Source organism: Streptomyces sp. NPDC002784 (assembly GCF_053592135.1).
On sequence record NZ_JBSFVD010000003.1, the window covers coordinates 171952 to 194664 of the forward strand.

At 72.8% G+C, this 22713-nt stretch carries 22 protein-coding genes and 1 pseudogene; 12 read left to right on the plus strand and 11 right to left on the minus strand.

Annotation, left to right across the window (positions count from 1 at the left end; genetic code table 11):
• Positions 1-50 precede the first annotated feature (50 nt).
• Entirely contained in the window at positions 51-527 is a 477-nt protein-coding gene (locus ACWD1Z_RS08110) for an SRPBCC family protein (RefSeq protein WP_451116582.1), read from the plus strand.
• Position 528: 1 nt separating this feature from the next.
• On the opposite strand, the gene ACWD1Z_RS08115 is transcribed toward ACWD1Z_RS08110, so the two are convergent.
• Positions 529-1653: a PLP-dependent cysteine synthase family protein gene (locus ACWD1Z_RS08115; RefSeq protein ID WP_451116583.1), complete on the minus strand. Its 1125-nt coding sequence runs from the start codon at positions 1651-1653 to the stop codon at positions 529-531.
• Positions 1654-1978: 325 nt separating this feature from the next.
• On the opposite strand from ACWD1Z_RS08115, the gene ACWD1Z_RS08120 reads away from it, so the two are divergent.
• From ACWD1Z_RS08120 to ACWD1Z_RS08140, 5 genes are all read left to right on the plus strand, one after another.
• Positions 1979-2302: a hypothetical protein gene (locus tag ACWD1Z_RS08120; protein WP_250072931.1), complete on the plus strand. Its 324-nt coding sequence runs from the start codon at positions 1979-1981 to the stop codon at positions 2300-2302.
• Between the two features lie 184 nt (positions 2303-2486).
• The gene (locus ACWD1Z_RS08125) at positions 2487-3023 is read left to right on the plus strand and encodes an ATP-binding protein (RefSeq protein WP_383367014.1); all 537 of its coding nucleotides are present in this window, start codon (positions 2487-2489) and stop codon (positions 3021-3023) included.
• A 111-nt stretch (positions 3024-3134) separates the two neighbouring features.
• Positions 3135-3710: a TetR/AcrR family transcriptional regulator gene (locus ACWD1Z_RS08130; RefSeq protein WP_451116585.1), complete on the plus strand. Its 576-nt coding sequence runs from the start codon at positions 3135-3137 to the stop codon at positions 3708-3710.
• Between the two features lie 9 nt (positions 3711-3719).
• On the plus strand, positions 3720-4304 hold the full coding sequence (locus tag ACWD1Z_RS08135) for a DUF4865 family protein (protein WP_451116587.1): 585 nt from the start codon (positions 3720-3722) through the stop codon (positions 4302-4304).
• 122 nt (positions 4305-4426) lie between these two features.
• Positions 4427-4621 carry a DUF1272 domain-containing protein gene (locus tag ACWD1Z_RS08140; RefSeq protein ID WP_451116588.1) on the plus strand — a complete coding sequence of 65 codons (195 nt, stop codon included), beginning with the start codon at positions 4427-4429 and terminating at the stop codon, positions 4619-4621.
• 4 nt (positions 4622-4625) lie between these two features.
• Here ACWD1Z_RS08140 and ACWD1Z_RS08145 read toward each other — a convergent pair whose 3' ends face one another.
• Together ACWD1Z_RS08145 and ACWD1Z_RS08150 are read right to left on the minus strand one after the other, a co-directional pair.
• Positions 4626-5870: an ROK family protein gene (locus ACWD1Z_RS08145; RefSeq protein ID WP_451116590.1), complete on the minus strand. Its 1245-nt coding sequence runs from the start codon at positions 5868-5870 to the stop codon at positions 4626-4628.
• A gap of 36 nt (positions 5871-5906) precedes the next feature.
• The gene (locus ACWD1Z_RS08150) at positions 5907-6551 is read right to left on the minus strand and encodes an alpha-ketoglutarate-dependent dioxygenase AlkB family protein (RefSeq protein WP_451116591.1); all 645 of its coding nucleotides are present in this window, start codon (positions 6549-6551) and stop codon (positions 5907-5909) included.
• A 58-nt stretch (positions 6552-6609) separates the two neighbouring features.
• Between ACWD1Z_RS08150 and ACWD1Z_RS08155 the strand changes: the two genes are divergently transcribed.
• Positions 6610-7743: a methyltransferase gene (locus tag ACWD1Z_RS08155; RefSeq protein WP_451116593.1), complete on the plus strand. Its 1134-nt coding sequence runs from the start codon at positions 6610-6612 to the stop codon at positions 7741-7743.
• On the opposite strand, the gene ACWD1Z_RS08160 is transcribed toward ACWD1Z_RS08155, so the two are convergent.
• The gene (locus tag ACWD1Z_RS08160; RefSeq protein WP_451116594.1) at positions 7733-8593 is read right to left on the minus strand and encodes a class II fructose-bisphosphate aldolase; all 861 of its coding nucleotides are present in this window, start codon (positions 8591-8593) and stop codon (positions 7733-7735) included. The genes ACWD1Z_RS08155 and ACWD1Z_RS08160 overlap by 11 nt on opposite strands.
• Positions 8594-8631: 38 nt before the next feature.
• Positions 8632-9513: an SIS domain-containing protein gene (locus ACWD1Z_RS08165; protein WP_451116596.1), complete on the minus strand. Its 882-nt coding sequence runs from the start codon at positions 9511-9513 to the stop codon at positions 8632-8634.
• 122 nt (positions 9514-9635) lie between these two features.
• Here ACWD1Z_RS08165 and ACWD1Z_RS08170 point away from each other — a divergent pair, with 122 nt between their 5' ends.
• Together ACWD1Z_RS08170 and ACWD1Z_RS08175 are read left to right on the plus strand one after the other, a co-directional pair.
• On the plus strand, positions 9636-10415 hold the full coding sequence (locus tag ACWD1Z_RS08170) for a DeoR/GlpR family DNA-binding transcription regulator (RefSeq protein WP_451116597.1): 780 nt from the start codon (positions 9636-9638) through the stop codon (positions 10413-10415).
• A gap of 77 nt (positions 10416-10492) precedes the next feature.
• Positions 10493-12334 (plus strand): glycoside hydrolase family 15 protein, encoded by a 1842-nt coding sequence (locus ACWD1Z_RS08175; RefSeq protein ID WP_451116599.1) that lies wholly within the window; start codon positions 10493-10495, stop codon positions 12332-12334.
• Between the two features lie 2 nt (positions 12335-12336).
• On the opposite strand, the gene ACWD1Z_RS08180 is transcribed toward ACWD1Z_RS08175, so the two are convergent.
• Positions 12337-13290 (minus strand): hypothetical protein, encoded by a 954-nt coding sequence (locus tag ACWD1Z_RS08180; RefSeq protein WP_451116601.1) that lies wholly within the window; start codon positions 13288-13290, stop codon positions 12337-12339.
• 167 nt (positions 13291-13457) lie between these two features.
• On the opposite strand from ACWD1Z_RS08180, the gene ACWD1Z_RS08185 reads away from it, so the two are divergent.
• Positions 13458-13679, plus strand: coding sequence for a heavy-metal-associated domain-containing protein (locus tag ACWD1Z_RS08185; RefSeq protein WP_451116603.1), 222 nt, complete (start codon positions 13458-13460; stop codon positions 13677-13679).
• Between the two features lie 29 nt (positions 13680-13708).
• On the plus strand, positions 13709-15934 hold the full coding sequence (locus ACWD1Z_RS08190; RefSeq protein ID WP_451116605.1) for a heavy metal translocating P-type ATPase: 2226 nt from the start codon (positions 13709-13711) through the stop codon (positions 15932-15934).
• Between the two features lie 344 nt (positions 15935-16278).
• Here ACWD1Z_RS08190 and ACWD1Z_RS08195 read toward each other — a convergent pair whose 3' ends face one another.
• Positions 16279-17301, minus strand: a complete 1023-nt coding sequence (locus ACWD1Z_RS08195; RefSeq protein WP_451116607.1) for a saccharopine dehydrogenase — start codon at positions 17299-17301, stop codon at positions 16279-16281.
• A gap of 140 nt (positions 17302-17441) precedes the next feature.
• Between ACWD1Z_RS08195 and ACWD1Z_RS08200 the strand changes: the two genes are divergently transcribed.
• Positions 17442-18491: a glycerophosphodiester phosphodiesterase family protein gene (locus ACWD1Z_RS08200; RefSeq protein ID WP_451116609.1), complete on the plus strand. Its 1050-nt coding sequence runs from the start codon at positions 17442-17444 to the stop codon at positions 18489-18491.
• A gap of 65 nt (positions 18492-18556) precedes the next feature.
• On the opposite strand, the gene ACWD1Z_RS08205 is transcribed toward ACWD1Z_RS08200, so the two are convergent.
• The 4 genes and pseudogenes from ACWD1Z_RS08205 to ACWD1Z_RS08220 form a co-directional block, all read right to left on the minus strand.
• A complete protein-coding gene (locus tag ACWD1Z_RS08205; protein WP_451116611.1) occupies positions 18557-19297 on the minus strand; it encodes a cupin in 741 nt (246 codons plus the stop codon).
• Complete coding sequence (locus tag ACWD1Z_RS08210; protein ID WP_451116613.1) at positions 19291-20202, minus strand: DUF6807 domain-containing protein; 912 nt, start codon at positions 20200-20202, stop codon at positions 19291-19293. The genes ACWD1Z_RS08205 and ACWD1Z_RS08210 overlap by 7 nt, the downstream gene beginning before the upstream one ends.
• Complete coding sequence (locus ACWD1Z_RS08215) at positions 20199-21314, minus strand: Gfo/Idh/MocA family protein (protein WP_451117130.1); 1116 nt, start codon at positions 21312-21314, stop codon at positions 20199-20201. Before ACWD1Z_RS08215 ends, ACWD1Z_RS08210 begins: the two co-directional genes overlap by 4 nt.
• A gap of 127 nt (positions 21315-21441) precedes the next feature.
• A pseudogene (locus ACWD1Z_RS08220) lies at positions 21442-22652 on the minus strand (DegT/DnrJ/EryC1/StrS family aminotransferase).
• Positions 22653-22713: the final 61 nt, after the last annotated feature.

Sequence of the window (22713 nt, forward strand, 5' to 3'; positions counted from 1 at the left end):
GCCGTCAGCTAGGGTGGCGCTTGAGGCCCATCGCCAAGGGGGTTGCGTCCATGCTGCGCCAACTGCGGCCGGAGGGGCTCGACTTCGTCGAGAGCGCTCCGGTACGGCTCGTCTTCGCCCGCGAGATCTCCGCGCCGCCCGAGGTGGTCTTCAGCGCCCTCGCCGATGACGTGCCCGGCTGGGCGGAGTGGTTCTCGGCGGTGACCCGGGCCCGCCCCGTCGAGGGCACCGGCGCCGGCCGCGACATCACCCTGCGCGGCGGCATCCGCTTCGTGGAGCACGTCCTCGCGGCGCGGAACCCCGAGGTGTACGCCTACGCCGTCGCCTCCACCAACGCACCCGGCCTGCGCGCCCTGGTGGAGGAGTGGCGGCTGGCCCCGGCCGGGACGGGCACGCGCGTGCGGTGGACGTTCGCGGCGGACGGCCCGGCGCCCTTGCGGATGATGCTCAGGGCCGCGCGGCCCGGACTGGGGCGGGCGTTCCGGGACGCCGTCACCGCGCTGGACCGGCGGCTGGCGGACCGCTGAGTCAGGACGGCCAGACGCCCGTCTCCAGCAGTGATTCGATCGCCTCGGTGTACGGCTGGATGTCCAGGCCCTGTTCGGCGAGCCAGGCGTCCGAGTAGTACTTGTCGAGGTAGCGGTCGCCCGGGTCGCACAGCAGCGTCACCACGCTGCCCTGCCGGCCCTCGGCCACCATCTCGGCGACGATCTTCAGCGCGCTCCACAGCCCGGTGCCGGTCGAGCCGCCCGCCTTGCGGCCGATGACCTTCTCCAGCGCCCGTACGGCGGCCACGCTCGCCGCGTCCGGGACCTTCATCATGCGGTCGATCGCGCCGGGCACGAAGCTCGGTTCCATCCGCGGTCTGCCGATGCCCTCGATGCGCGAGCCGCAGTCGCAGGTGACGTCCGGATCGCCGGTGGTCCAGCCCTCGAAGAAGCAGGAGTTCTCCGGATCGGCGACACAGATGCGGGTGTCGTGCTGCATGTAGTGGACGTACCGGGCGATGGTCGCCGACGTGCCGCCGGTGCCCGCCGTCGCCACGATCCATGCGGGCTCCGGATACCGCTCCAGCTCCAGCTGGCGGAAGATCGATTCGGCGATGTTGTTGTTCCCGCGCCAGTCCGTGGCCCGTTCCGCGTAGGTGAACTGGTCCATGTAGTGGCCGCCGGTCTCCACCGCGAGGCGGGCGGACTCCTCGTACATGGTGCGCGGGTCGTCCACGAAGTGGCACTGCCCGCCGTGGAACTCGATGAGGCGGATCTTCTCGGCACTGGTCGTGCGCGGCATGACCGCGATGAACGGCACTCCGATCAGCTTCGCGAAGTACGCCTCGGACACCGCCGTCGAACCACTGGACGCCTCGATCACCGGGCACCCCGGCCTGATCCAGCCATTGCACAGGCCGTACAGGAAGAGCGAGCGGGCCAGGCGGTGCTTGAGGCTGCCCGTCGGGTGGGTCGACTCGTCCTTCAGGTACAGGTCGATGCCCCACTTCTCCGGCAGCGGGAAGCGGAGCAGATGCGTGTCGGCCGAGCGGTTCGCGTCGGCCTGGACCTTGCGGACGGCCTCTTTCAGCCAGTGCCGATACCCGACGTCGGTGTGATCGACATCGAGGGTCGCGCCGGTCCGGGTCTGCTGAGGGGTGCTCACGACGGGCTCCTTACGCTTCGCGCCGACGGCGGCTCGCGCGGCCGACGCCCCGATCATAGACACCTTCAGCACCCTTCTCACCTGCATAAACACACCTTTGGGCAGCTCAAAGGCCACCCTGGGGGCAGCGCCGCGCAAGCGGTGGGGGCGCACTCGGGCGAGTGCTCCGGCCCCGCACGGGCGACCCGCCGTACGTACTGGTGCTCGACGCCGGACGGGGGCAGACTTCACCGAGGGCACACACGGGATCACGCACACGAGCCGGACCTCGCCCGCTCAGACCCTTCGGTCCGGCCGAACGACACGCACAAGGGGGCGGGACGGCATGGCGGAGCCGGAGTTCACGGCGACGGGCGTGCGGATCGGGAAGCGGCTGCGCTCGCTCACCCGGGCCGGACAGGTCCGGATCAGCGGCGGTCGGCTGGAACTGCTCACCAGCTACGGCAGCGAGATCGACAGCGCGCCGGTGCAGGCGGTGCGGGCCTCCAAGCCCTGGTTCGCACCGGACGACCGGGCGCTCGCGGACCTCAACGGCAACCGGTACCTGCTGACCCTGGGCGACCACGACCCGGCACCCGGCGAGGCGGGGCCGCCCGCGGCGCGCCGGTTCATCGAGGCGGTACGGAAGGCTGCGGGACGTAACCGCTGATGTACGGCGAGTTGCGGTACCGCACCCCCTGCGTCACGCTGGTCTCACGTCACTATGGGTTTACCGGCGACAACGCTGCGAACCAGCCGCCGGCCACGACAGCAGGCGGCCGTAGTACCAGGCACTCTGCTGGATCGATCCGAATCCCGTGTTCTTCCGGACCTCAAGTCGGGGAGTCGCAGCCGTGATCAGTCACCCAAGCAGGCACTGCACGGTGGAGCTCCAAGCCCTGCCGTCGCGGATCGGCCAGGTCCGCAGAATCGTATCTGCGCAGTTGCGCTACTGGCATCTGGATCCCTTGATAGACCGGGCGGCGCTCGGTGTGACGGAGCTGTTGACCAACGTCCACCAGCACGCACAGCCCGACAAGATGTGCACCGTGGAGATCGAGCTGCTGCTCGACCGGCTCATGGTCTCCGTGCACGACCACGACCCGCGTCTGCCGGTCGTGGAGGACATCGACGATGTCGCGACCCTCGCCACCTGCGGCCGGGGCCTCGCGATGGTGGCCGCCGTCAGCGAGAGCTGGGGTGTGCGGCCGGACGGCGAGTCGGGCAAGGTCGTCTGGTTCACGCTGCCGACCCCGGCGTCGGCCAGGGCAGCGGCGGCGCGTCCGCCACGGCGGACGGTGCTGGACACGCACCGGTACACGGACATCGGACCGCGTGTCGACCTGCGCAGGCCCGAACACGCTCCCGCCCGGTCAGCCGCTGTCGGCTGACCGGGCGGTGAGAGTTCTGCGGTGACGCCGATCGCGCTCAGCCCTCAGGGGTTGGGCGCGATCGGCATCTTGGCCCCGACCCCGCCGTCTCTGGCTTCTGTAACTACTAGTATGTACAGTGACGGTATGAGCACCCCCGAGCGGCTGATCGAGTCCACGCGCGCATTGCTGTGGGAGCGCGGTTACGTCGGCACCAGTCCCAAGGCGATCCTGGAGCGGTCCGGTGCCGGGCAGGGCAGCATGTACCACCACTTCAAGGGCAAGCCCGATCTCGCCCTGGCCGCGATCCGGCGGACCGCCGAGGAGCTGCGGGCCACCGCGGAGGCGGTCCTGAGCGCGCCGGGGACGCCGTACGAGCGCATCGAGGGCTATCTGCGGCGTGAGCGCGAGGTGCTGCGCGGCTGTCCGGTCGGGCGGCTGACCATGGACCCGGAGATCGTGGCGTGCGAGCAGCTGCGCGCGCCGGTCGACGAGACCCTCGACTGGCTGCGCGAACGGCTCGCCGGGATCGTCGAGGAGGGCAAGGAGCAGGGCCAGTTCGCGCCCGGCCTGGACGGCGAGGAGATCGCGGCGACGATCGTCGCGACCGTCCAGGGCGGCTATGTACTGGCCCGCGCGTCGGGTTCCCCGGCCGCGTTCGACACCGGGGTCCGGGGGCTGCTCGCCCTGCTCCGTCCGACCGTCTAGGGGGTTTCTGTGCACGCCATGCAGTACGAGATCAGCCTGCCCGCCGACTACGACATGGGCGTCATCCGGCGGCGGGTCGCCGAGCGGGGGCATCTGCTCGACCGCTGGGAAGGGCTCGGGCTGAAGGCCTATCTGATGCGCGAGCGCGGGGTGCACGGTTCGCCGGTCAGCCAGTACGCGCCGTTCTACCTCTGGAACACCGCGGAGGGCATGAACTCCTTTCTGTGGGGCGGCGGTTTCCAGGGGATCTGCGACGACTTCGGGCGGCCCTCGGTGCGGGGGTGGACCGGGCTGGCGTACGCGGAGGGCAGCGGTTCGCGGGCGCGCACGGCGGTACGGCGGCGACGACCGGTGCCGGAGGGGGCCCGGCTGGCCGACGTCGCCGAGGGCGCGCTGAGCGAGGCGCGGCGGCTCGCGGCGCGGGAGGGGGCGGTGCTGGCGGCGGCCGGAGTGGACACCGGGGCCTGGGAGTCCGTGCACTTCTCGCTGTGGGAGCAGGAGGCGCCCGAGGCCGAGGGTGAGGTGTTCCAGGTGCTGCATCTGTCGGCACCCGAGCGGGACCGGCTGAGTCGGAGGGGCCCGCGCGGCGGGTGATCCGTCGCCTGGCCCCGCGGCTGGCCCGATCATGTTGATCTCTGTCCCGGCGGGCCCTTTCGGCCACGCCCGGCGCGCGGAGGATGGAAGCCGGCGGGTTGATTCCCAGGAAAGGCGCGGAGATGGCCCTGGAGATGCGTGACCGCTGCGAGCGCTGCGGGACGGCGGCCCTGCCGGCCGACGGGCCCGCCCTCATCTGCTCCTACGAGTGCAGCTTCTGCGTGGCGTGCGGCGAGGCCATGCGCCAGGTGTGCCCCAACTGCGGCGGCGAACTGGTGCCTAGGCCGCGCCGAGTGGCGTCTGCCGGCCGGCCTTGACCGGTCACCGGGAGGTCAGCGCGCCCAGGGGATCGTCCAGCACCGGCTGCCAGGCCAGCTCGGCCGCGCCCACCAGGCTGTTGTGGTCGAGCGTGCACGCCAGGATCGGCACGCCGCCGCTCTGCCCCCACAGGCTGCGGTCGGCGACCACCGCGCGCAGCCGGTCGGGGTCGGCGGCCAGCAGGGTGCGGTGCAGGCCGCCGAGGATGATGCGGTCCGGGTTGAGGATGTTCACCAGGCCCGCGAGGCCGAGGCCGAGCCGGTCGATCAGCGCCTCGGTGGCGGTGCGGACGCCCGGGTCGTCGTAGTGGTGCCGGATCAGGTCGTTGGCCTGCTGCAGCAGCGACACCTCGGGGCCGGTCTCCCGGCCCGCGGCGGTGAGCAGGGCCAGCGGGTCCGCCTCGACGTCCAGGCAGCCGCGGCTGCCGCAGTGGCAGGGGCGGCCCTCGGGGTTCACGGTGAGGTGGCCGACCTCCAGGGCGAGCCCCGAACTTCCGGTGTGCAGCCGCCCGTCGAGCACCAGCGCGCCGCCCACGCCCCGGTGCCCGGTGGCCACGCACAGCAGGTCCCGGGCACCGCGCCCGGCGCCGTGCCGGTGCTCGGCGAGCGCGGCGAGGTTGACGTCGTTGCCCGCGAACGCCGGTCCACCGATCCCGGCCGCCCGTACGCACTCGGCGAAGATCCGGCGCACCGGGGCGCCCACGGCCCACGCCAGGTGCAGCGGGTTCAGGGCGAGGCCGTCGGGTTCGGCGACGGCGGACGGCACGGCGAGGCCCGCGCCCACGCAGCGCCGGCCGGTCGTGCGCAGCAGGTCCGCGCCCGCCTCGACGACCGAGCCGAGGACCTTCGCGGGGTCGGGGTCGACGGTCTCGCAGCCCGGCGCGGTGGCGACGATCCGCCCGCCGAGACCCACCAGCGCGGCCCGGAAGCCGTCGGCGTGCACCTGGGCGGCGAGCACGACGGGGCCGTCCTCGGCGAGTTCGAGCCGGTGCGAGGGGCGGCCCTGGGAGCCGGCCGCCGCGCCGGGCCGGGCGTCGACCCGGATCAGGCCGAGCGCCTCCAGTTCGGCGGCGACCGCGCCGGCCGTGGCCCGGGTCACCCCGAGTTCGGCGGTGAGCACGGCACGGGTGGGGGCGCGTCCGGTGTGCACGAGCTCCAGCGCGGGCCCGAGCGCACCGCGCCCCCGGTCCAACCGCGTCCTCGAGGTGGTCCCTTCCCCCGCCGGCCGGGGGTCAGCCTTGCCGCTCATGAGGGCGAGTCTCCCATGATCCGCAGGTGCGCCGGTCTACCGGCCACTGACTCTGAGCGTGACGTTCAGCCTCCCGGTCAGCCCCAACTCGGGGGGCGCGGTGCCCGGATACACCTTGGGCACCCCGTGATAGGCGAGCCGGGACGGTCCCCCGAAGACGAAGAGATCCCCGCTGCGCAGCTCCACGTCCGTGTACGGCCGGGTCCGGCCCTCGGTGTTGCCGAACCGGAAGACGCAGGTGTCCCCGAGGCTCAGCGACACCACCGGGGCGTCCGCCTCCTCGTCGCTGTCGCGGTGCATGCCCATGCGGGCGTCGGCGTCGTAGAAGTTGATCAGCGCGATGTCGTACGGCGCCGCCGCCCCGTCCCCGAGCGTGTCCCGCACCGCTTGCCGGCCCAGCTCGCCGAGCCAGGGCGGGAAGGGCTTGACCGGGGCGCCGTCGCCGTCGACGACGGTGCGGGCGTAGCCGTACGGATACCAGTGCCAGCCCAGGCACACCTGCCGCGCGGTCATCGTGCCGCCGCCGGGGGTGCGCACCGTGCGCAGCCCCGCCGGCGGCCGTGCCCACTCCCGGCAGGCCGCCAGCAGCTCGCACTGCCGGTCCGGGTCCAGCCAGTCCGGTACGTGCACCGCGCCCGGCGCGAGGTGCGCGCGGGGCCTCGGGAACAGCTCGGCGTCCATCCCTCCATCCTGCCCTGAGCTGGGGTTCCGCTAGCCTGGACGGACGATGGACGACTGTATGAAGACGCCGTGGGGCGAGACCCCGCTGTCCCGCTTCCCGGAGGACCCGCGCGACCGGCTGCGAGCCTGGGACGCCTCCGACGAGTACCTCCTGCGGCATCTCGCGGACCGGGAGATCCCGCTGTCCGGGACGGTGGTGGTGGTCGGCGACCGCTGGGGCGCGCTGGTCACGGCGCTGGCACCGCACCGGCCGACGCAGATCACCGACTCCCACCTCGCCCAGGAGGCGACCCGGGCGAACCTGGCGCGGGCCGGGGTCGAGCCCGGTGCCGTGCGGCTGCTCACCACGCAGGACCCGCCGCCGGAGCGGATCGACGTGCTGCTGGTGCGGGTCCCGAAGAGCCTGGCGCTGCTGGAGGACCAGCTGCTCAGGCTGGCGCCCGCCGTGCACGCGGACACGGTCGTGGTCGGCACCGGCATGGTGAAGGAGATCCACACCTCGACGCTGAAACTGTTCGAGCGGATCCTCGGCCCGACCCGGACCTCCCTCGCCGAGAAGAAGGCGCGGCTGATCTTCTGCACGCCGGACCCGGCGCTGAAGCGGGGCGCGACCCCGTGGCCGTACAGCTATGAGCTGCCCGACGGCGTCGGCGCGGTCTCCGGTCGTACGGTCGTCAACCACGCGGGTGTCTTCTGCGCGGACCGGCTCGACATCGGCACCCGGTTCTTCCTGGCGCATCTGCCGGACAGCCGGGGCAGCCTGCGGGTGGTGGACCTCGGCTGCGGCAACGGCGTCGTCGGTACGGCGGTGGCGCTGGGCAACCCCGAGGCCGAGGTGCTGTTCGTGGACGAGTCCTTCCAGGCGGTGGCCTCGGCGGAGGCGACGTACCGGGCGAACGGGGTGCCGGGGCACGCCGAGTTCCGGGTGGGCGACGGTCTGGCCGGGGTACCGGCCGGAAGTGTCGACCTGGTGCTGAACAACCCGCCCTTCCACTCCCACCGGACGACCACCGACGCGACGGCGTGGCGGATGTTCACCGGGGCGCAGCGCGCGCTGCGGCCGGGCGGCGAGCTCTGGGTCGTCGGCAACCGCCATCTGGGCTACCACGCCAAGCTGCGCCGCCTGTTCGGGAACTGCCAACTGGTCTCCGGTGACCCGAAGTTCGTGGTGCTGAAGGCGGTCAGGCGCTAGCGCCGGCCAGGGTGCGGACGATCCCGGTCACGGCCCGCACCATCGCCTCCCTCCCGGCGCTCAGGTAGGTGCGCGAGTCGACCGCCTCGGGGTGCGCCGCGAGGTGGGCGCGGATGGCGCCGGTCATGGCGATGTTGAGGGCGGTGCCGATGTTGACCTTGGCGATGCCTCCGGTCACCGCCGCGGTGAGTTCGGCGTCCGGCAGGCCGGAGGAGCCGTGCAGGACGAGGGGGACGTCCACGGTGGCGGCCAGCCGTTTGAGGCGGTCGTGGTCGAGGGCTGCGGTGCGGGTCGTCATGGCGTGGGTGCTGCCGATGGCGACGGCGAGCGCGTCCACTCCCGAGTCGGCGACGAAGGCGCGGGCCTGGGCGGGGTCGGTGCGGGCGCCGGGGGCGTGGGCGTCGAGGGCGGGCTGTCCCTGCTTGCCGCCGACCTGGCCCAACTCGGCCTCGATCCAGAGCCCTTGGGCGTGCGCCCAGTCGGCGGCGGCCCGGGTCGCGGTGAGGTTCTGGGTGTAGGGCAGCCGGGCCGCGTCGTACATCACGGAGCTGAAGCCGGCGCCGGGTGCCTGGCGCAGCAGGTCGTCGCTCTGGACGTGGTCGAGGTGCAGCGCGACGGGGACGGCGGCGCGTTCGGCGGCGGCGACGGCGGCCCGGGCGAGCGGGAGCAGCCGGCCGTAGCGGAACTTGACGGCGTTCTCGCTGACTTGGAGGACGACGGGGGCCTGCGCGGCCTCGGCTCCGGCGATGACGGCCTCGATGTGCTCCAGGGTGATGATGTTGAAGGCGGCGACGGCGGAGCGCTGTCGTGCGGCCCGGGTGACGAGCTCGCCGGTGGTGACGAGGGGCACGGCTGGTCCTTCCGTGGACGTCGGGGAGGTCGGCGGCGTCAGGGGGCGAGGATCACCGAGCGGGTGAGGTGGCGCGGGCGGTCCGGGTCGAGGCCGTGGTCCCGGGCGACGGCGACCGCGAGGCGCTGGGCGCGGATCAGGTCGGCGAGCGGGTCGAGGGTGGTGGTCACCCAGGCGGCGCCGGTGGCGCGGACCTGCGCTGCGAGGCCCTCGGGCGGCTCGCCGAGCATCCAGGTCGCGGTGCCGTCCGCGGAGATGCTGATCGGGCCGTGCCGGTACTCCATCGCCGGGTAGGACTCGGTCCACGCCTGGGCTGCCTCGCGCATCTTCAGCGCGGCCTCGTGGGCGAGCCCGACGGTCCAGCCGCGCCCGAGGAAGGTGAACTGCGCGCTGTCGACGAGCCCTTCGGGCAGCGGGGCGGCCAGCGCGGCGCGGGCGTCGGCGACGACCGCATCGGTGTGCAGACCGAGGTGGGCGCGGAGCAGGGTGAGCGCGGTGGTCGCGAAGCGGGTCTGCACGACGGAGCGTTCGTCGGCGTAGTCGAGGACGACGACGTCGTCGGCGGCCGCCATGACGGGGGTGTCCGGGTCGGCGGTGATCGCGGTGGTGCGGGTGCGGCCCCGCACCTGGCCGAGCAGGTCCAGCACTTCGGTGGTGGTGCCGGAGCGGGTGAGGGCGACGATCCGGTCGTAGGCACGTCCGCGCGGGAACTCCGAGGCGGCGAAGGCGTCCGTCTCGCCCTGGCCCGCGCCCTCGCGCAGGGCGGCGGCCGACTGCGCCATGAAGTACGAGGTGCCGCAGCCGACGATCGCGACCCGTTCCCCCGGCGCGGGCAGCGCCCCGCCGTCCGCGGTCGCCTGGGTCGCGGCCCTGGTCCAGCACTCGGGCTGGCCGGCCAGTTCCTCCTCGACGTGGGTCATGCCCACCCCTCCCCTGGTGTGATTTTTCCTGCAAGATATAGCCAGCTTTCGAGCAGAATCAAGCATTCCGGTGAAGTGGGGGTGCGCTAGGGTCGCCGGGAGATCGAGGAACGGAGGTGCGGATGTCGCGCGACGCCCGCTGGAAGTCACTGCTGGAACTGCTCGTCGAGCGCGGCCGTCTCGACGTGGAGGAGGCCGCCGCCGAGCTGGCGGTCTCGGCCGCCACGATCCGCCGCGACTTCGATCAGCTGGCCGAGCAGCAGATGCTGGTGCGCACCCGCGGCGGCGCCGTCGTCCACGGTGTCTCCTACGAGCTGCCCCTGCGCTACAAGACCGCCCGGCACGCCTCGGAGAAGGAGCGCATCGCCAAGGCGGTGGCCGCGCTGGTCGCCCCCGGTGAGGCGGTGGGCCTGACCGGCGGCACGACGACGACCGAGGTGGCCCGCGCACTGGCCGTGCGCGGCGACCTGACCACCGGCTCCCCCGCGCTGACCGTGGTCACCAATGCGCTGAACATCGCCAACGAGCTTGCCGTACGGCCCCAGTTCAAGATCGTCGTGACCGGCGGGGTCGCGCGCCCGCAGTCGTACGAACTCATCGGGCCGCTCGCGGACGGGGTGCTCGGGCAGATCACCCTCGATGTGGCGGTGCTCGGTGTCGTCGCCTTCGACGTGGCGCACGGGGCGGCGGCCAACGACGAGGCGGAGGCCGCGATCAACCGGCTGCTGTGCGAGCGGGCGGGACGGGTGGTCGTCGCCGCCGACTCCAGCAAGCTGGGCCGCCGCGCGTTCGCCCGGATCTGCGCGGCCGACGCGGTGGACACCCTGGTCACCGACACGACGGCCGGCGCCGACACGGTCCGGCGGTTCACGGAGGCCGGTATCGAGGTCGTCACGGTCTGACGTCGTTACGCGCCCACGGGGTACCCCTTTCCGCCTAGGCTGGTGACGTGGCAGTGTCGGGGGCCAGGGAGGCTGCAATGAGCGGAACAGCACCGAGCGACCAGGACGACGCCCCCGGGGCTTCGCGCTATCTGCCGATCGCCGAGCACGGCCTGATCGGCGATCTGCGCAGCGTGGCCCTGGTGGGGACCGACGGCACGATCGACTGGTACTGCTGCCCGGCGTTCGACGCGCCGAGCGTCTTCGCCGCCATCCTCGACACCGAGCGCGGCGGCTCCTTCGAGCTGGCGGCGGCCGTACCGGCGCAGACCAAGCAGTTCTACTTCCCGGACACCAACGTCCTGATCACGCGCTTCTTCACCGAGGACGGCGTCGGTGAGGTGCAGGACTTCATGCCGGTCGACGGCGACGCGGTGGAGACCGAGCGGCATCGGCTGATCCGGCGCGTGCTGTGCGTGCGCGGCTCCATCCCGTTCCGTACCCGGGTGGCCCCCCGCTTCGACTACGGCACTCAGCCGCACACCGTCCGGATGGCCGGTGACGTGGCGGTCTTCGAGTCCCCCAAGCTGTCCCTCGGGCTGACCGCCACGGTGCCGCTGGAGCCCGACGGCCTCGATGTGCGGGCCGACTTCAAGCTCTCCGAGGGCGAGTCGGCGGTGTTCGCGCTCGACCAGGTCGGCGGCGAGGTGCCGCCGCGCAGGTGTGCCAGGACCGAGGCGGAGGAGCAGTTCAGCACCACCGTCGCGTACTGGCGGCACTGGCTGTCCGCCTCCAAGTACCGGGGCCGCTGGCGGGAGATGGTGCACCGCTCGGCGCTCACCCTCAAGCTGCTCACCTACGCGCCCACCGGAGCGATCGTCGCCGCGCCGACGACCAGCCTGCCCGAGCAGATCGGCGGCGAACGCAACTGGGACTACCGCTATGTGTGGGTGCGCGACGCCGCCTTCTGCGTGTACGCGCTGCTGCGTCTCGGCTTCACCGGCGAGGCCGAGGCGTTCATGAACTTCGTGACCCGGCACGTCAGTCCGGGCGACGGCAAGCCCTCGGGCCCGTTGCAGATCATGTACGGCGTCGACGGCCGCACCGATCTCACCGAGCGGGAGCTCGGCCATCTGGAGGGCCACCGCAGGTCCGCGCCGGTCCGCATCGGCAACGCCGCCGCCGAACAGCTCCAACTCGACATCTACGGCGCCCTGATCGACTCGATCTACCTCTACGACAAGTGGGCCAAGCCGATCTCCAGCGACCAGTGGGACGACGTGTGCGCGCTGGTGGACTGGGTGTGCGAGCACTGGGACCAGCCGGACGAGGGGATCTGGGAGACCCGGGGCGGGCGCAAGAAGTTCCTGTATTCGCGGCTGATGTGCTGGGTGGCGATCGAGCGGGCGATCCGGATGGCCAACCGGCGCGGGCTGCCCGCCGACATCGTCCACTGGCGCAACTGCCGGGACACCATCTACCGCCGCATCATGAGCAAGGGCTGGTCGGAGACGCGCCAGGCCTTCGTCCAGCACGAGGACGACGACGTACTGGACGCGGCCGTCCTGATGATGCCGCTGACGAAGTTCATCGCGCCGACCGACCCGAAGTGGCTGTCCACCCTGGACGCCCTGACCCAGGACCTGGTCTCCGACTCCCTGGTCTACCGCTACGACCCGGTGGCCAGCCCCGACGGACTGCGCGGCGACGAGGGCACGTTCTCGATCTGCTCCTTCTGGTACGTCGAGGCCCTGGTGCACGCGGGCCGCGTCGACGAGGCCCGGCTGGCGTTCGAGAAGATGCTCACCTACGCCAACCATCTGGGCCTGTACGCCGAGGAGATCAGCCACACCGGGGAGCAACAGGGCAACTTCCCGCAGGCGTTCACCCACCTGGCGCTGATCAGCGCGGCCTTCAACCTCGACCGGGCGCTCGGCTGACGTCAGTGACCGTGGCCGGGGGCCTCCTCGTGCGAGGCGGTCTGCTCCGGTGACGGCGCCGGCGCCGCTCCGGTGCGCACGGTGAACGCGGCGGTGCGGACCTTGCCGTCGTGCTTGAAGTCGAGGAAGAGGCGGTAGGTGCCGCTGCTCGGCGCGGTCGCGCCGAAGGAGATGCCGGGGCCGGGCTTCGTCCTGCCGTCGCCGGGTTCGCCGTTCGGGTGGACGTGCAGGTAGGCGAGGTCACCGAAGCGCAAGGCGACCAGGTGGCCGTAGGCGCCGAGGTAGGGCTGGAGGTCGGTGACGGGCTTGCCGTCGCGTGACACGCTCAGCTTCAGCTCGCTCGCCGCGCCGGGGCGCAGGGTGCCGTCCAGGCGGACCTGGTAGCCGTCGACCTCGGCGGTGGCCTTCGGGGCGGGGAGGTTCTGGGGCCGGTACGGGCCGGAGGCGGCGAGGTCGGCGCCGAGGGTCAGGTTCGCGGCGCCCTTCTTCGCCGGGGTGAAGTCGGCGAAGACGCGGTAGCCGCCCGCGCGGGGCAGGTCGACCGGGGTACTCCAGGTGCCGTCGGCGGCGCGGGTCGGGTGCAGGTGGCGGTAGGTGACGAGGTCGCGCGAGGCCACGATGAGGTGCAGTTCCTTGTCGTGCTCGCGCTGGTAGGCGGTCACCGCGCGGCCGCTGTCGTCCCGGATGACGAAGCGCAGGTCGGTGCGGGTGCCGGCGGCGAGGGCCGGGGTCTTCAGGTCGAGGGTGTAGCCGCCCTCGGAGATCTGGAGCCCGCCGGGCGCCGCCTGGTGACCGCCGCCCTTCTCCGGGCTCGGTGAGCCCTCGCTGTGGCTCTCGTGGCGCGCGGGCGCGGGGTCCTCCCCGACCGGTCCGACGCCCTTGCCCACGCCGTAGGCGGTGCCGAAGGTGGCGGCCAGGCCGGCGGCGAAGGCGGTGATCTTCAGTCCGGCATTCATGACGATCTCCTCGGTCTCACGGTCTCCATGCCGCCCACCATACCCCTGGGGGGTATGAAGTCAACCCTGGATCTCCCTTGCTTTCGATACCCCCCATGGGTATACATGGAACCACCGGTCGGGATACCCCCACCGGGTATATCGACAGTCTATCCAGGAGGCACCTCATGCCCACGCAGACGATCACCACGTATGCCGTCGCCGGTATGTCCTGCGGCCACTGCAAGGCCACGCTCACCAAGGTCATCGGCGAGCTGGACGGCGTGACCGGGGTGGAGGTCGACCTCGACCGGGGCCAGGTCACCGTCAGCAGCAGCGCCGAACCGGACGACACACTGATCGCCGAGGTCGTCGACGACGCCGGATACGAGCTCACCGGCCGAGCCTGACCCCCGCACGCCCACACGAGGAGCAGACAATGACCACCACCATCGACACGGAACTCACCATCGGCGGCATGACCTGCGCCTCGTGTGCGGCGCGCATCGAGAAGAAGCTCAACCGCATGGACGGCGTCACCGCCACCGTCAACTACGCCACCGAGAAGGCGAAGGTCTCCTACGGCGGTGACGTCTCCGTCGACGATCTGATCGCGACCGTCGAGGCCACCGGGTACACCGCCCGACTCCCCGCCCCAGAACCTGAAAAGGCACCCGAGCGGGACGAACTGCGGCCGCTGCGGGAACGGTTGGTCACCGCCGTCGTCCTGGCCGTACCGGTCGTCGCGATGGCCATGGTTCCGGCCCTGCAGTTCGAGTACTGGCAGTGGCTGTCCCTCACCCTGGCGGCGCCCGTCGTGACCTACGCCGCCTGGCCGTTCCACAAGGCCGCGTTCACCAATGCGCGGCACGGCGCGGCCACCATGGACACGCTGATCTCGGTCGGCACCTCGGCCGCCTTCCTGTGGTCGCTGTGGGCGCTGTTCCTCGGCACGGCCGGCGAGCCGGGGATGACGCACCCCTTCGAGCTGACCATCTCCCGCAGCGACGGCTCCGGGAACATCTATCTGGAGGCGGCCGCCGGAGTCACCGCGTTCATCCTGGCCGGGCGGTACTTCGAGGCGCGCTCCAAGCGCAAGGCGGGCGCGGCCCTGAAGGCGCTGCTGGAGCTGGGCGCCAAGGACGTCACCGTGCTGCGCGACGGACGTGAACAGAGCATGGCGATCGATGAATTGAAGGTCGGCGACCGGTTCGTCGTACGGCCGGGCGAGAAGATCGCCACGGACGGTGTGGTCACCGAGGGCTCGTCCGCCGTCGACGCCTCGATGCTCACCGGCGAGTCGGTGCCGGTCGAGGTCGGCGCGGGCGACTCCGTCACCGGGGCCACGATCAACGCGGGCGGGCGCCTGGTCGTCGAGGCCACCCGGGTCGGCGCCGACACCCAACTGGCCCGGATGGCCCGGCTGGTGGAGGACGCGCAGAACGGCAAGGCGGCGGCGCAGCGGCTCGCCGACCGGATCTCCGCCGTCTTCGTGCCGATCGTGATCGCCCTCGCGCTGGGCACCCTGGGCTTCTGGCTGGGCAGCGGTGCCGGGGTGGCCGCCGCCTTCACCGCGGCCGTCGCCGTCCTGATCATCGCCTGCCCCTGCGCCCTGGGCCTCGCCACGCCCACCGCGCTGATGGTCGGCACCGGGCGGGGCGCCCAGCTCGGCATCCTGATCAAGGGCCCGGAGGTGCTGGAGTCCACCCGCAAGGTCGACACCGTCGTCCTGGACAAGACCGGCACCGTCACCACCGGCCGGATGACCCTGCTCGCGGTGCACACCGCCGACGGCACCGACGAGGCCGAAGTCCTGCGGCTGGCGGGTGCGTTGGAGCACGCCTCCGAGCACCCGATCGCCCGTGCCGTCGCGGACGGCGCGCTTCAGAAGCTGGGTGCGCTGCCCGTGCCGGAGGACTTCGCGAACGTGCCCGGGCTCGGTGTGCAGGGCATCGTCGACGGCCACGCGGTCCTGGTGGGCCGGGAGCGGCTGCTCGCGGAGTGGGCCATGGAGCTGCCGCCGGCGCTGGCGCGGGCCAAGTCCGAGGCCGAGGCGGGCGGCCGTACCGCCATCGCCGTGGCCTGGGACGGCCGGGCGCGGGCCGTGCTGGAGGTCGCCGACGCCGTGAAGGAGACCAGCGCGGAGGCGATCAGCAGGCTGCGGGCGCTCGGTCTGACGCCGATGCTGCTCACCGGGGACAACCGGGCCGTGGCCGAGTCCGTGGCCCGGCAGGTGGGGATCGCGCCGGAGCATGTCATCTCCGAGGTGCTGCCGCAGGACAAGGTCGATGTCGTCAAGCGGCTGCAGGGCGAGGGGCGTTCGGTGGCGATGGTCGGCGACGGCGTCAACGACGCGGCCGCGCTGGCCCAGGCCGACCTCGGCCTCGCGATGGGCACGGGGACGGACGCGGCGATCGAGGCCGGTGACCTGACCCTGGTCCGCGGGGACCTGCGGGCCGCGGCGGACGCCATCCGGCTGGCCCGCCGGACCCTCGGCACCATCCGCTCCAACCTGTTCTGGGCCTTCGCCTACAACGTGGCCGCGCTGCCGCTCGCCGCGGCCGGCCTGCTCTACCCGATGCTCGCCGGAGCGGCCATGGCCTTCTCCTCGGTCTTCGTGGTCGGCAACTCCCTGCGGCTACGGTCCTTCAGGGCCACCGCCTGACCGGGCACGGCGCCCGGCCGCCCCGCCCGGCGGCCGGGCACGCGCCCCTCCTGCGTCTGCGCTCAAGCTGCCGCACCGCCCGTCGGCGACCGCCACCCGGGTCACCCGGAAACGACGGGGCTGTGAAGTCGTGTTCGTGGGGCGCCAGCAGAGCCGGGTGACCGGGCTGGCGGCAGGCGGCAGGCGGCAGGCGGCAGGCGGCAGGCGGGGGACGGTCAGGCACATTGAGCGACTGCCCCCGCTGACCGGTCTGCCCACCGGGGCGCGCACATCCCGCGCCCGGTGGAACACGGCACGCAGCCTCGCCCGCCGCGGCACCACCACCCCCGCGTTCGAACACCGCCTCACAGCCTCGCCCGCAACATCACCACCCCGTCCCCGGCCAGCCGTTCGGGGAGGTCGGTCAGGGTGGGCAGTTGCTCGATGTGCCGTACGCCGGCCGGCAGTCGGCCGGTCATCACCTCGCGGGTCACCTCGGCGGCGACCAGGGCGGTCACCCGGCTCTGCTCGTGGCCGGTGAGGGCGAACGCGGCATGGCGGTCGCCCCGGTGGGCGTCCGCTCGTAGCGCGAACGCGTCTCCGCCGAGGTGCACGCGGCGGAAGACGTCGGTCAGCGCGCGCCGCACCGGTGCCCGCCGCTCGCCGCGCAGCACTCCCGTCCGGCGCAGTGCGAAGAGCGCGGCGGTCTGGGCGCGGGAGTCCAGGCACAGCCGCGTCGTCACCTCCGGCACGCCGAGTGTGCGGCGCAGGGTGTACTGGTCGGAGAACGGGAACGGATACGCGCTGTGGGTGCCGTGGCCCGGCAGGAAGACCCTCCGGGGTGCGGCCGTCACCGGCTCGGCCAGACCGTCGACGGTCCAGCGCACCGCATCGGTGCCGTGGCGCTCGCCGGAGCCCAGCAGCACCGTCAGATCCAGCCGCTCCGCGCCGCCGACCGCCTGGTGGGCGCGGTGGGCGAGCAGGTTGGTCAGACCGGGCGCCACACCGACGCTCAGCACGGCCGTGGCCCCGGACGCGGCGGCGAGACCGTCACAGTCGGCGACGGCGTCGAGCAGGTCCCGGGAAGCGCCCACGTCCACCAGATGGATGCCCCGGTCCAGGCAGACCCGGGCGAGCGAGGCGTCCTCGGGCTCGACGCAGAGCACCACCGCACGCACGTCACCGAGTTTGTCCAGCGCCCGCCGGAACCCGGTCAGGTCCCCGACGTCGACCGCCACCCCTCCCAGCCGGCGCGCCCGGACCTCGTCCCGCCCGGCCGGGACCACCCGCCCGGGGAACCACTCCGCCAGCCGGGAGGTGACCGCGGCGCCGACGGCTCCGTAGCCTCCGATGACGAGAACCCGCCCATACGCATCGCCCGTAGTCATGGGCCTCAACGTAAGGCACGCTGGGTGCGCGGTGAGGCGTTCGCTCAGCGTTCACGGCTCCCTCACCCCGGGGCAGTCGAGCGCGTCCGCCCCCGCAATAGCGTCTTCTGGTCGCCCGAACCCACATGATCGAGGTTGCCATGTCCGCACGACACGTCCTCGCCGGCCTGGCGCTGGTGCCGGTGTTCACCGTCCCGGCGGCGGCACACGAGCCCGACGTCCGGCACCGGCCGTCCTTCGACCTCCAGGCCCACCGCGGCGGCCTCGGCATGACCACCGAGTCGTCGCTGGAGGGCTTCGCCAAGGCCCTTCGGCTGGGCGTGTCCACGCTGGAGCTGGACACCCAGGTCACCAAGGACGAGAAGGTCGTCGTCACCCACGACCGCCAGGTCAGTGCCACCAAGTGCCGGGACACCGCGCCCCTGGTGCCGGGCGACCCGATGTACCCGTACGTCGGCAAGTACATCAAGGACCTGACGCTCGCTCAGATCCGGACGATGGACTGCGGCTACCAGCAACTGCCCGGCCACCCCGAGCAGGAGCGGATCGCCGGTCTGCGGATGATCGAGCTGAAGGACGTCCTGAACCTGGTCAAGCGCTACAAGGCCCGGCAGGTCACCCTCAACATCGAGACGAAGGTGGAGGCGGGCGCCCCCGAACAGACCGCGCCCCGCGAGCTGTTCGTCCGCCGCGTCTTCGAGGAGATCCGCCGCTCCGGCATCGAGCGGCAGGTCACCGTCCAGTCCTTCGACTGGGGCGCGCTGAAGGCGATGCACAAGCTGGCGCCCAAGTGGCCGCTGGTGGCGCTCACCAACTACGACTTCCTCCAGGTCGGCAAGGAGGGCGCCTCCCCGTGGCTCGGCGGGATCGACGCCGACGACTACGACGGCGACTTCGTGAAGGCCGCCGACACCCTCCCCGGGGTCACCACCCTCTCCCCCAACTACGGCTTCCCGCAGAGCGGCAAGGTCGGTGACCCCGGCTTCCGCTTCTACGCCGACGCGGCGATGGTCGAGGCGGCGCACGCCCGGGGCCTGAAGGTCGTCCCGTGGACCTGCGACGACCCGGCCACGGTGGAGGCGCTGATGGACGCCGGGGTGGACGGCATCATCACCAACTACCCCGACCGGGTACGGGAGATCATGGCTGAGCGGGGCATGCGGCTGCCGAGGGCGTATCAGCCGCGCTGACACCGGCGGCGGCCCCGGAGGGGGCAGGGCGCGGGCCGGTCCGCCGTCCCGCGCCCGGTGCACGCTTACGGCAGCGTCGCGCCCGGCAGCGCGTACTCGTCCCGCCTCCCGCACATCCCGAACCCGCCGTGCCGCGTCGGTGAAGCCTGGTGTGCCGTCGCTTCGTTCAGGTACGCCGGTTCCCCCGCGGCCAGGGCGTCGAGCTGGGCGCCGGTGCGTTCCGCCGCGGCGAGTGCCCCCGCCTGCCACAGTTCCCGCCAGGCCGTCACCTTGTCGCGCACCAGCCGGGCGGCGGCGCGCTGGAAGGCCAGATACGGGCCGTCGTCGCCCGCGACAAGGGCCTCGCGCAGGACGAGGTAGCCCTCGACGGCGAGGTCCCTGCGGCGCCGGGCGGCCTCGGCCGTGTCGACTCCCGTACCGGGCGGGAGCGTTGCCGCCGCCGCGTACCGCTCGGGGTCGGCGAGCACCTCGGGCGGGAAGGTGAACACCGCGTCCCCGGCCTCGGGCAGCCCGCTGTTCTGCATCAGCACGGTGACCCGCAGGTCCCCGCCCTGCACCATGCGGTGGACGGTGCCGGGTGTGAACCAGGCGACCGTGCCGGGCTCCAGCGGGATGTCCCGGTAGCCGTCGGGGCTCAGGGTCTGCACGGCACCCCGGCCGCCGGTGACGACGTACGCCTCGGTGCACACCAGGTGCAGATGCGGGCTGCCGCCGCACACGCCGTCCGCCGCCTCCCAGTCGTAGGCGGTGAGGTGGGACAGGCCGACCGCACCGGGCAGCGGACGCGGCAGGGCGGGCCTCACCACGGCAGGCCCGCCAGATGCGCGGCCACGCGCTCGGCGTCCCAGGCGCCGTCGGCGATCAGCACCCGGTAGCGGTAGCCGAAGGACTCGCCCGGCGGCAGCGCGAACTCCTCGAAGAACGCCCAGGAGAACGCGACCGTGGGGAAGGGCTCGGAACGCACGAACCAGTGGGACTCGTGGATCGCGTCGAGGTTCTCCGGGGCGTGCGCGAAGACGATCGTGGAGTGCGCGTCGACGTCGTCGTGCTCGGTGGTGAAGGCCAGCCAGGGGCCCTGGGAGCCCATCAGTTTCTCCGGGTCGGCGCCGGGGGCGAAGACCGTGCCGCCGGTGAAGTCGCGCGGTCCACGCCACTGGAGTCCGGTGTAGCCCGCCATCTCGCGCCCGGCGGTGGTCGGTGACCCGAACCGCAGAGGGGTGTCCCGCACGTTGGTGAGCCGGATCGACCAGTCCAGGGCCCAGGCCCCGGCTGCCTCGTCGACGGAATGGACGAAGAGGCCGCGGGACTCGCGCGCCCACTCCTCACCGCCGTGGGCCAGCCAGGTCAGCTCCTCGGTGACGGCGAGAGCGTCGTCGGTCACCGTGAACCCGGGGAAGCCGTCGTGGCGCATCGAGCCGACCCGGTCGGGCAGGCGCAGATATCCCTCGCCGTGGACGTAGCTGTTGCCGCCCCAGAAGTTCTGCCCGGACAGGTGGCTCGCGGTCATCTGCAGGCCCTTGTGCCAGCGGTGGTCACTGGGCCGGTATCCGGTGACCGTACGGCCGGACAGGGTGCGCAGCGGGTGGGCGTAGGGCTTGCGGGACTCGAAGGCGTCGGGGTCGGGGCGGTAGACGTAGCGGAGGATCTCCGTGCCGTTCGCCGCCGCGACCGCGAGGTGCTCGCCGTGCGTGTGGCTGACCCGGATGCTCATGCGCGCTCCTCGGGGGCCCAGTCGGGGTGGTCTCCGTGCATCGCCGCGTAGAAGGGATCGCCCGGCGTGATCTCGCCGGAGCGGACCGGCAGGCCGGTGAACGCCGACTTGTACAGCGCGGCGGCGAATTCCAGCGTGGCCCGCGCCTCGGGGCCGCTGCCCGGGGGCCGTACACCCGCGTCGTACGCGTCGAGGAGGCCGCCGAGCTGGGCGGTGTGGGAGCTGGGGACGTCGGTGGCGGGGGTGCGCCAGGCGTCGGCGCGGCCGGCGGCGACATGCGGGGCCGGGGTGTAGACCCAGTCCTCGTTGCGGTGACCGTACAGGTGGGTCAGCTCGACGGTGGCGTCCGCGCAGTCGACGCGGATGCGGCTCATCTCGTGCGGGGAGAGCACGCTGTTGACGACGGTGGCGAGGGCGCCGTTGGCGAAGCGGACCAGCGCGGTGGAGACGTCCTCGCTCTCGGTGTCGTGGACCAGCCGCGCCGCCATCGCGCGGATCTCGTCCCACTCGCCGAGCAGGTGCAGCAGCAGGTCGTACTGGTGGATGCCGTGGCCCATGGTCGGGCCGCCGCCCTCGCTGGCCCAACGGCCGCGCCAGGGCACCGCGTAGTACCGCGCGTCCCGGTGCCAGGTGGTCTGGCAGTGCGCGACCAGCGGGGCGCCCAGCTCGCCCCCGGCGATCAACTCGCGGGCGTGCGCGGCACCGGAGCCGTAGCGGTGCTGGAAGATCACGGCGGCGTAGGCGCCGGAGGCCTCCTCGGCCGCCGCGATCTCGTCGTACTCGGCGAGGGACAGGGTGAGCGGCTTCTCGCACAGCACCCAGGCTCCCGCCTTGAGCGCGGCCACCGTCTGCTCCCGGTGCAGGGAGGGCGGGGTGCCGATGAGCACCAGGTCGGGGCGTTCGGCGTCCAGCATCGCGTCGACCGACGTGTATCCGGTGACCGCGCCGCCCGCCAGTTCCCGGAAGGCGTCGAGACTGCCCGGGTCCACGTCTACGGCGGCGACCAGTTCCGTGCGGTCGGCGTGGGCGGCGAGGGCGGCCAGATGGCTGCCGCTGACGATGGCACCGGTGCCGACGACGGCGACGCGGCGGCGGACGGGGTTCCCGGACAACACGGACATGCGGCGCTCCTCGAACGGCCGACGGACTGCCAACAGAAAGCGCTTGCTCCCGAGGGCAGACCCTAGGCGCCGAGGCGGCGCCCGAACAACCCCTCCACCCACACTGCCGGGACGCTTCTCAGGTCACAGCGGTCGTCGACGCCTGCCGCAGGGGTGGCCGTGCCGTCGCCGCCCGCTCCCGGGTGAGGGCGCCGGTCATCCGCCGGGCCGTCAGCGGGTCGGCGGGCAGGACGTGGGAGGCGAACCAGCGGGCCGCGGAGGGGTCCGGGGAGGGTTCGACGAACTCCGCGCTTGCGTAGTCGTCGAGCGGTGGGTCGTAGACGTAGCCGCAGACCATGCCGTGGTCCACCAGGCGTTCCAGGAGGGCGTCGCGGTCGTGGACCAGGAGCGGGACGCGGAACAGCGGGAGGGGCCCGTCGGGGACCGCCCGTTCGCGCAGGGCCGGGGAGGCCCAGGCGCTGCTCGCCAGCAGGGCGACTCCGGCCCGGCGGCGGGTGAGGCGTCGTCGAGGCGGGCCATGCGCAGGGTGAGCTGCCCGCGTACCAGGGTGCCGTGGCGGACCCGGAAGCCGTGCAGATCGACGCGGACCCACGGCTCGTAGGCGGTCAGGCTGGGTGCCGAGAGCGCCGTGGCGGTCAGGCGCGGGGCGTGCAGGGCCATCCGGAACGCGTCGCGCTCCAGCAGTCCGAGCCGCCGCATCGTGCGCCACACCGGGCGCACCAGGTGCAGGGTGCGGACGGACGAGCGGGCCAGCGGGCGCAGGGTCACGGTGAGGTCGTCGCGCAGTCGGCGCGGGGTGAGCAGGTCGTCGCGGAGCAGTTCCAGCTCGCGCCGGGTGCGCGCGTCCTCGACGGCGAGGAACCCTCCGGCCGTCGCGGCCACGTGCTTGGAGAGGCTGAACGCGGCGGCCGTGCCGAAGGTGCCGACCGGCCGGCCGTTCACATGGGTGCCGATGGCGTGGGCCGCGTCCTCGATCAGCGGGATGCCCAACTCCTCGCAGCGGCGGCGCAGTTGGGGAAGACGGTCGGGGATGCCGTAGAGGTTGGTGGTCAGGACGGCGTCGATGCCGCGCCAGGTGGACTCCGGTACGGCGGCCGGGTCGATGTTGCCGTCCCACACGCAGACCGGTGCCTGCACCGGGCGGCAGCCCGCGGCGAGGACCACGAAGAGGATCACGTCGTCGTTCACCGGCGACATCAGCACCCGGGCACCGGGCCGGCACCAGCGCCGCAGCGCCAGGTAGAGGGCGAGCCGGGCCGAGGGGGTGTAGACGCATTCGCGTCCCAGCCGCCGCGTCATCGTCGCGGCGAGCCGCGTTCCGTACGGCATCGTCACTTCTTCCGTCGGAGGGGTGGACGGACGCGGCGCGCCTCCGCGCGCGCCGAGCTGC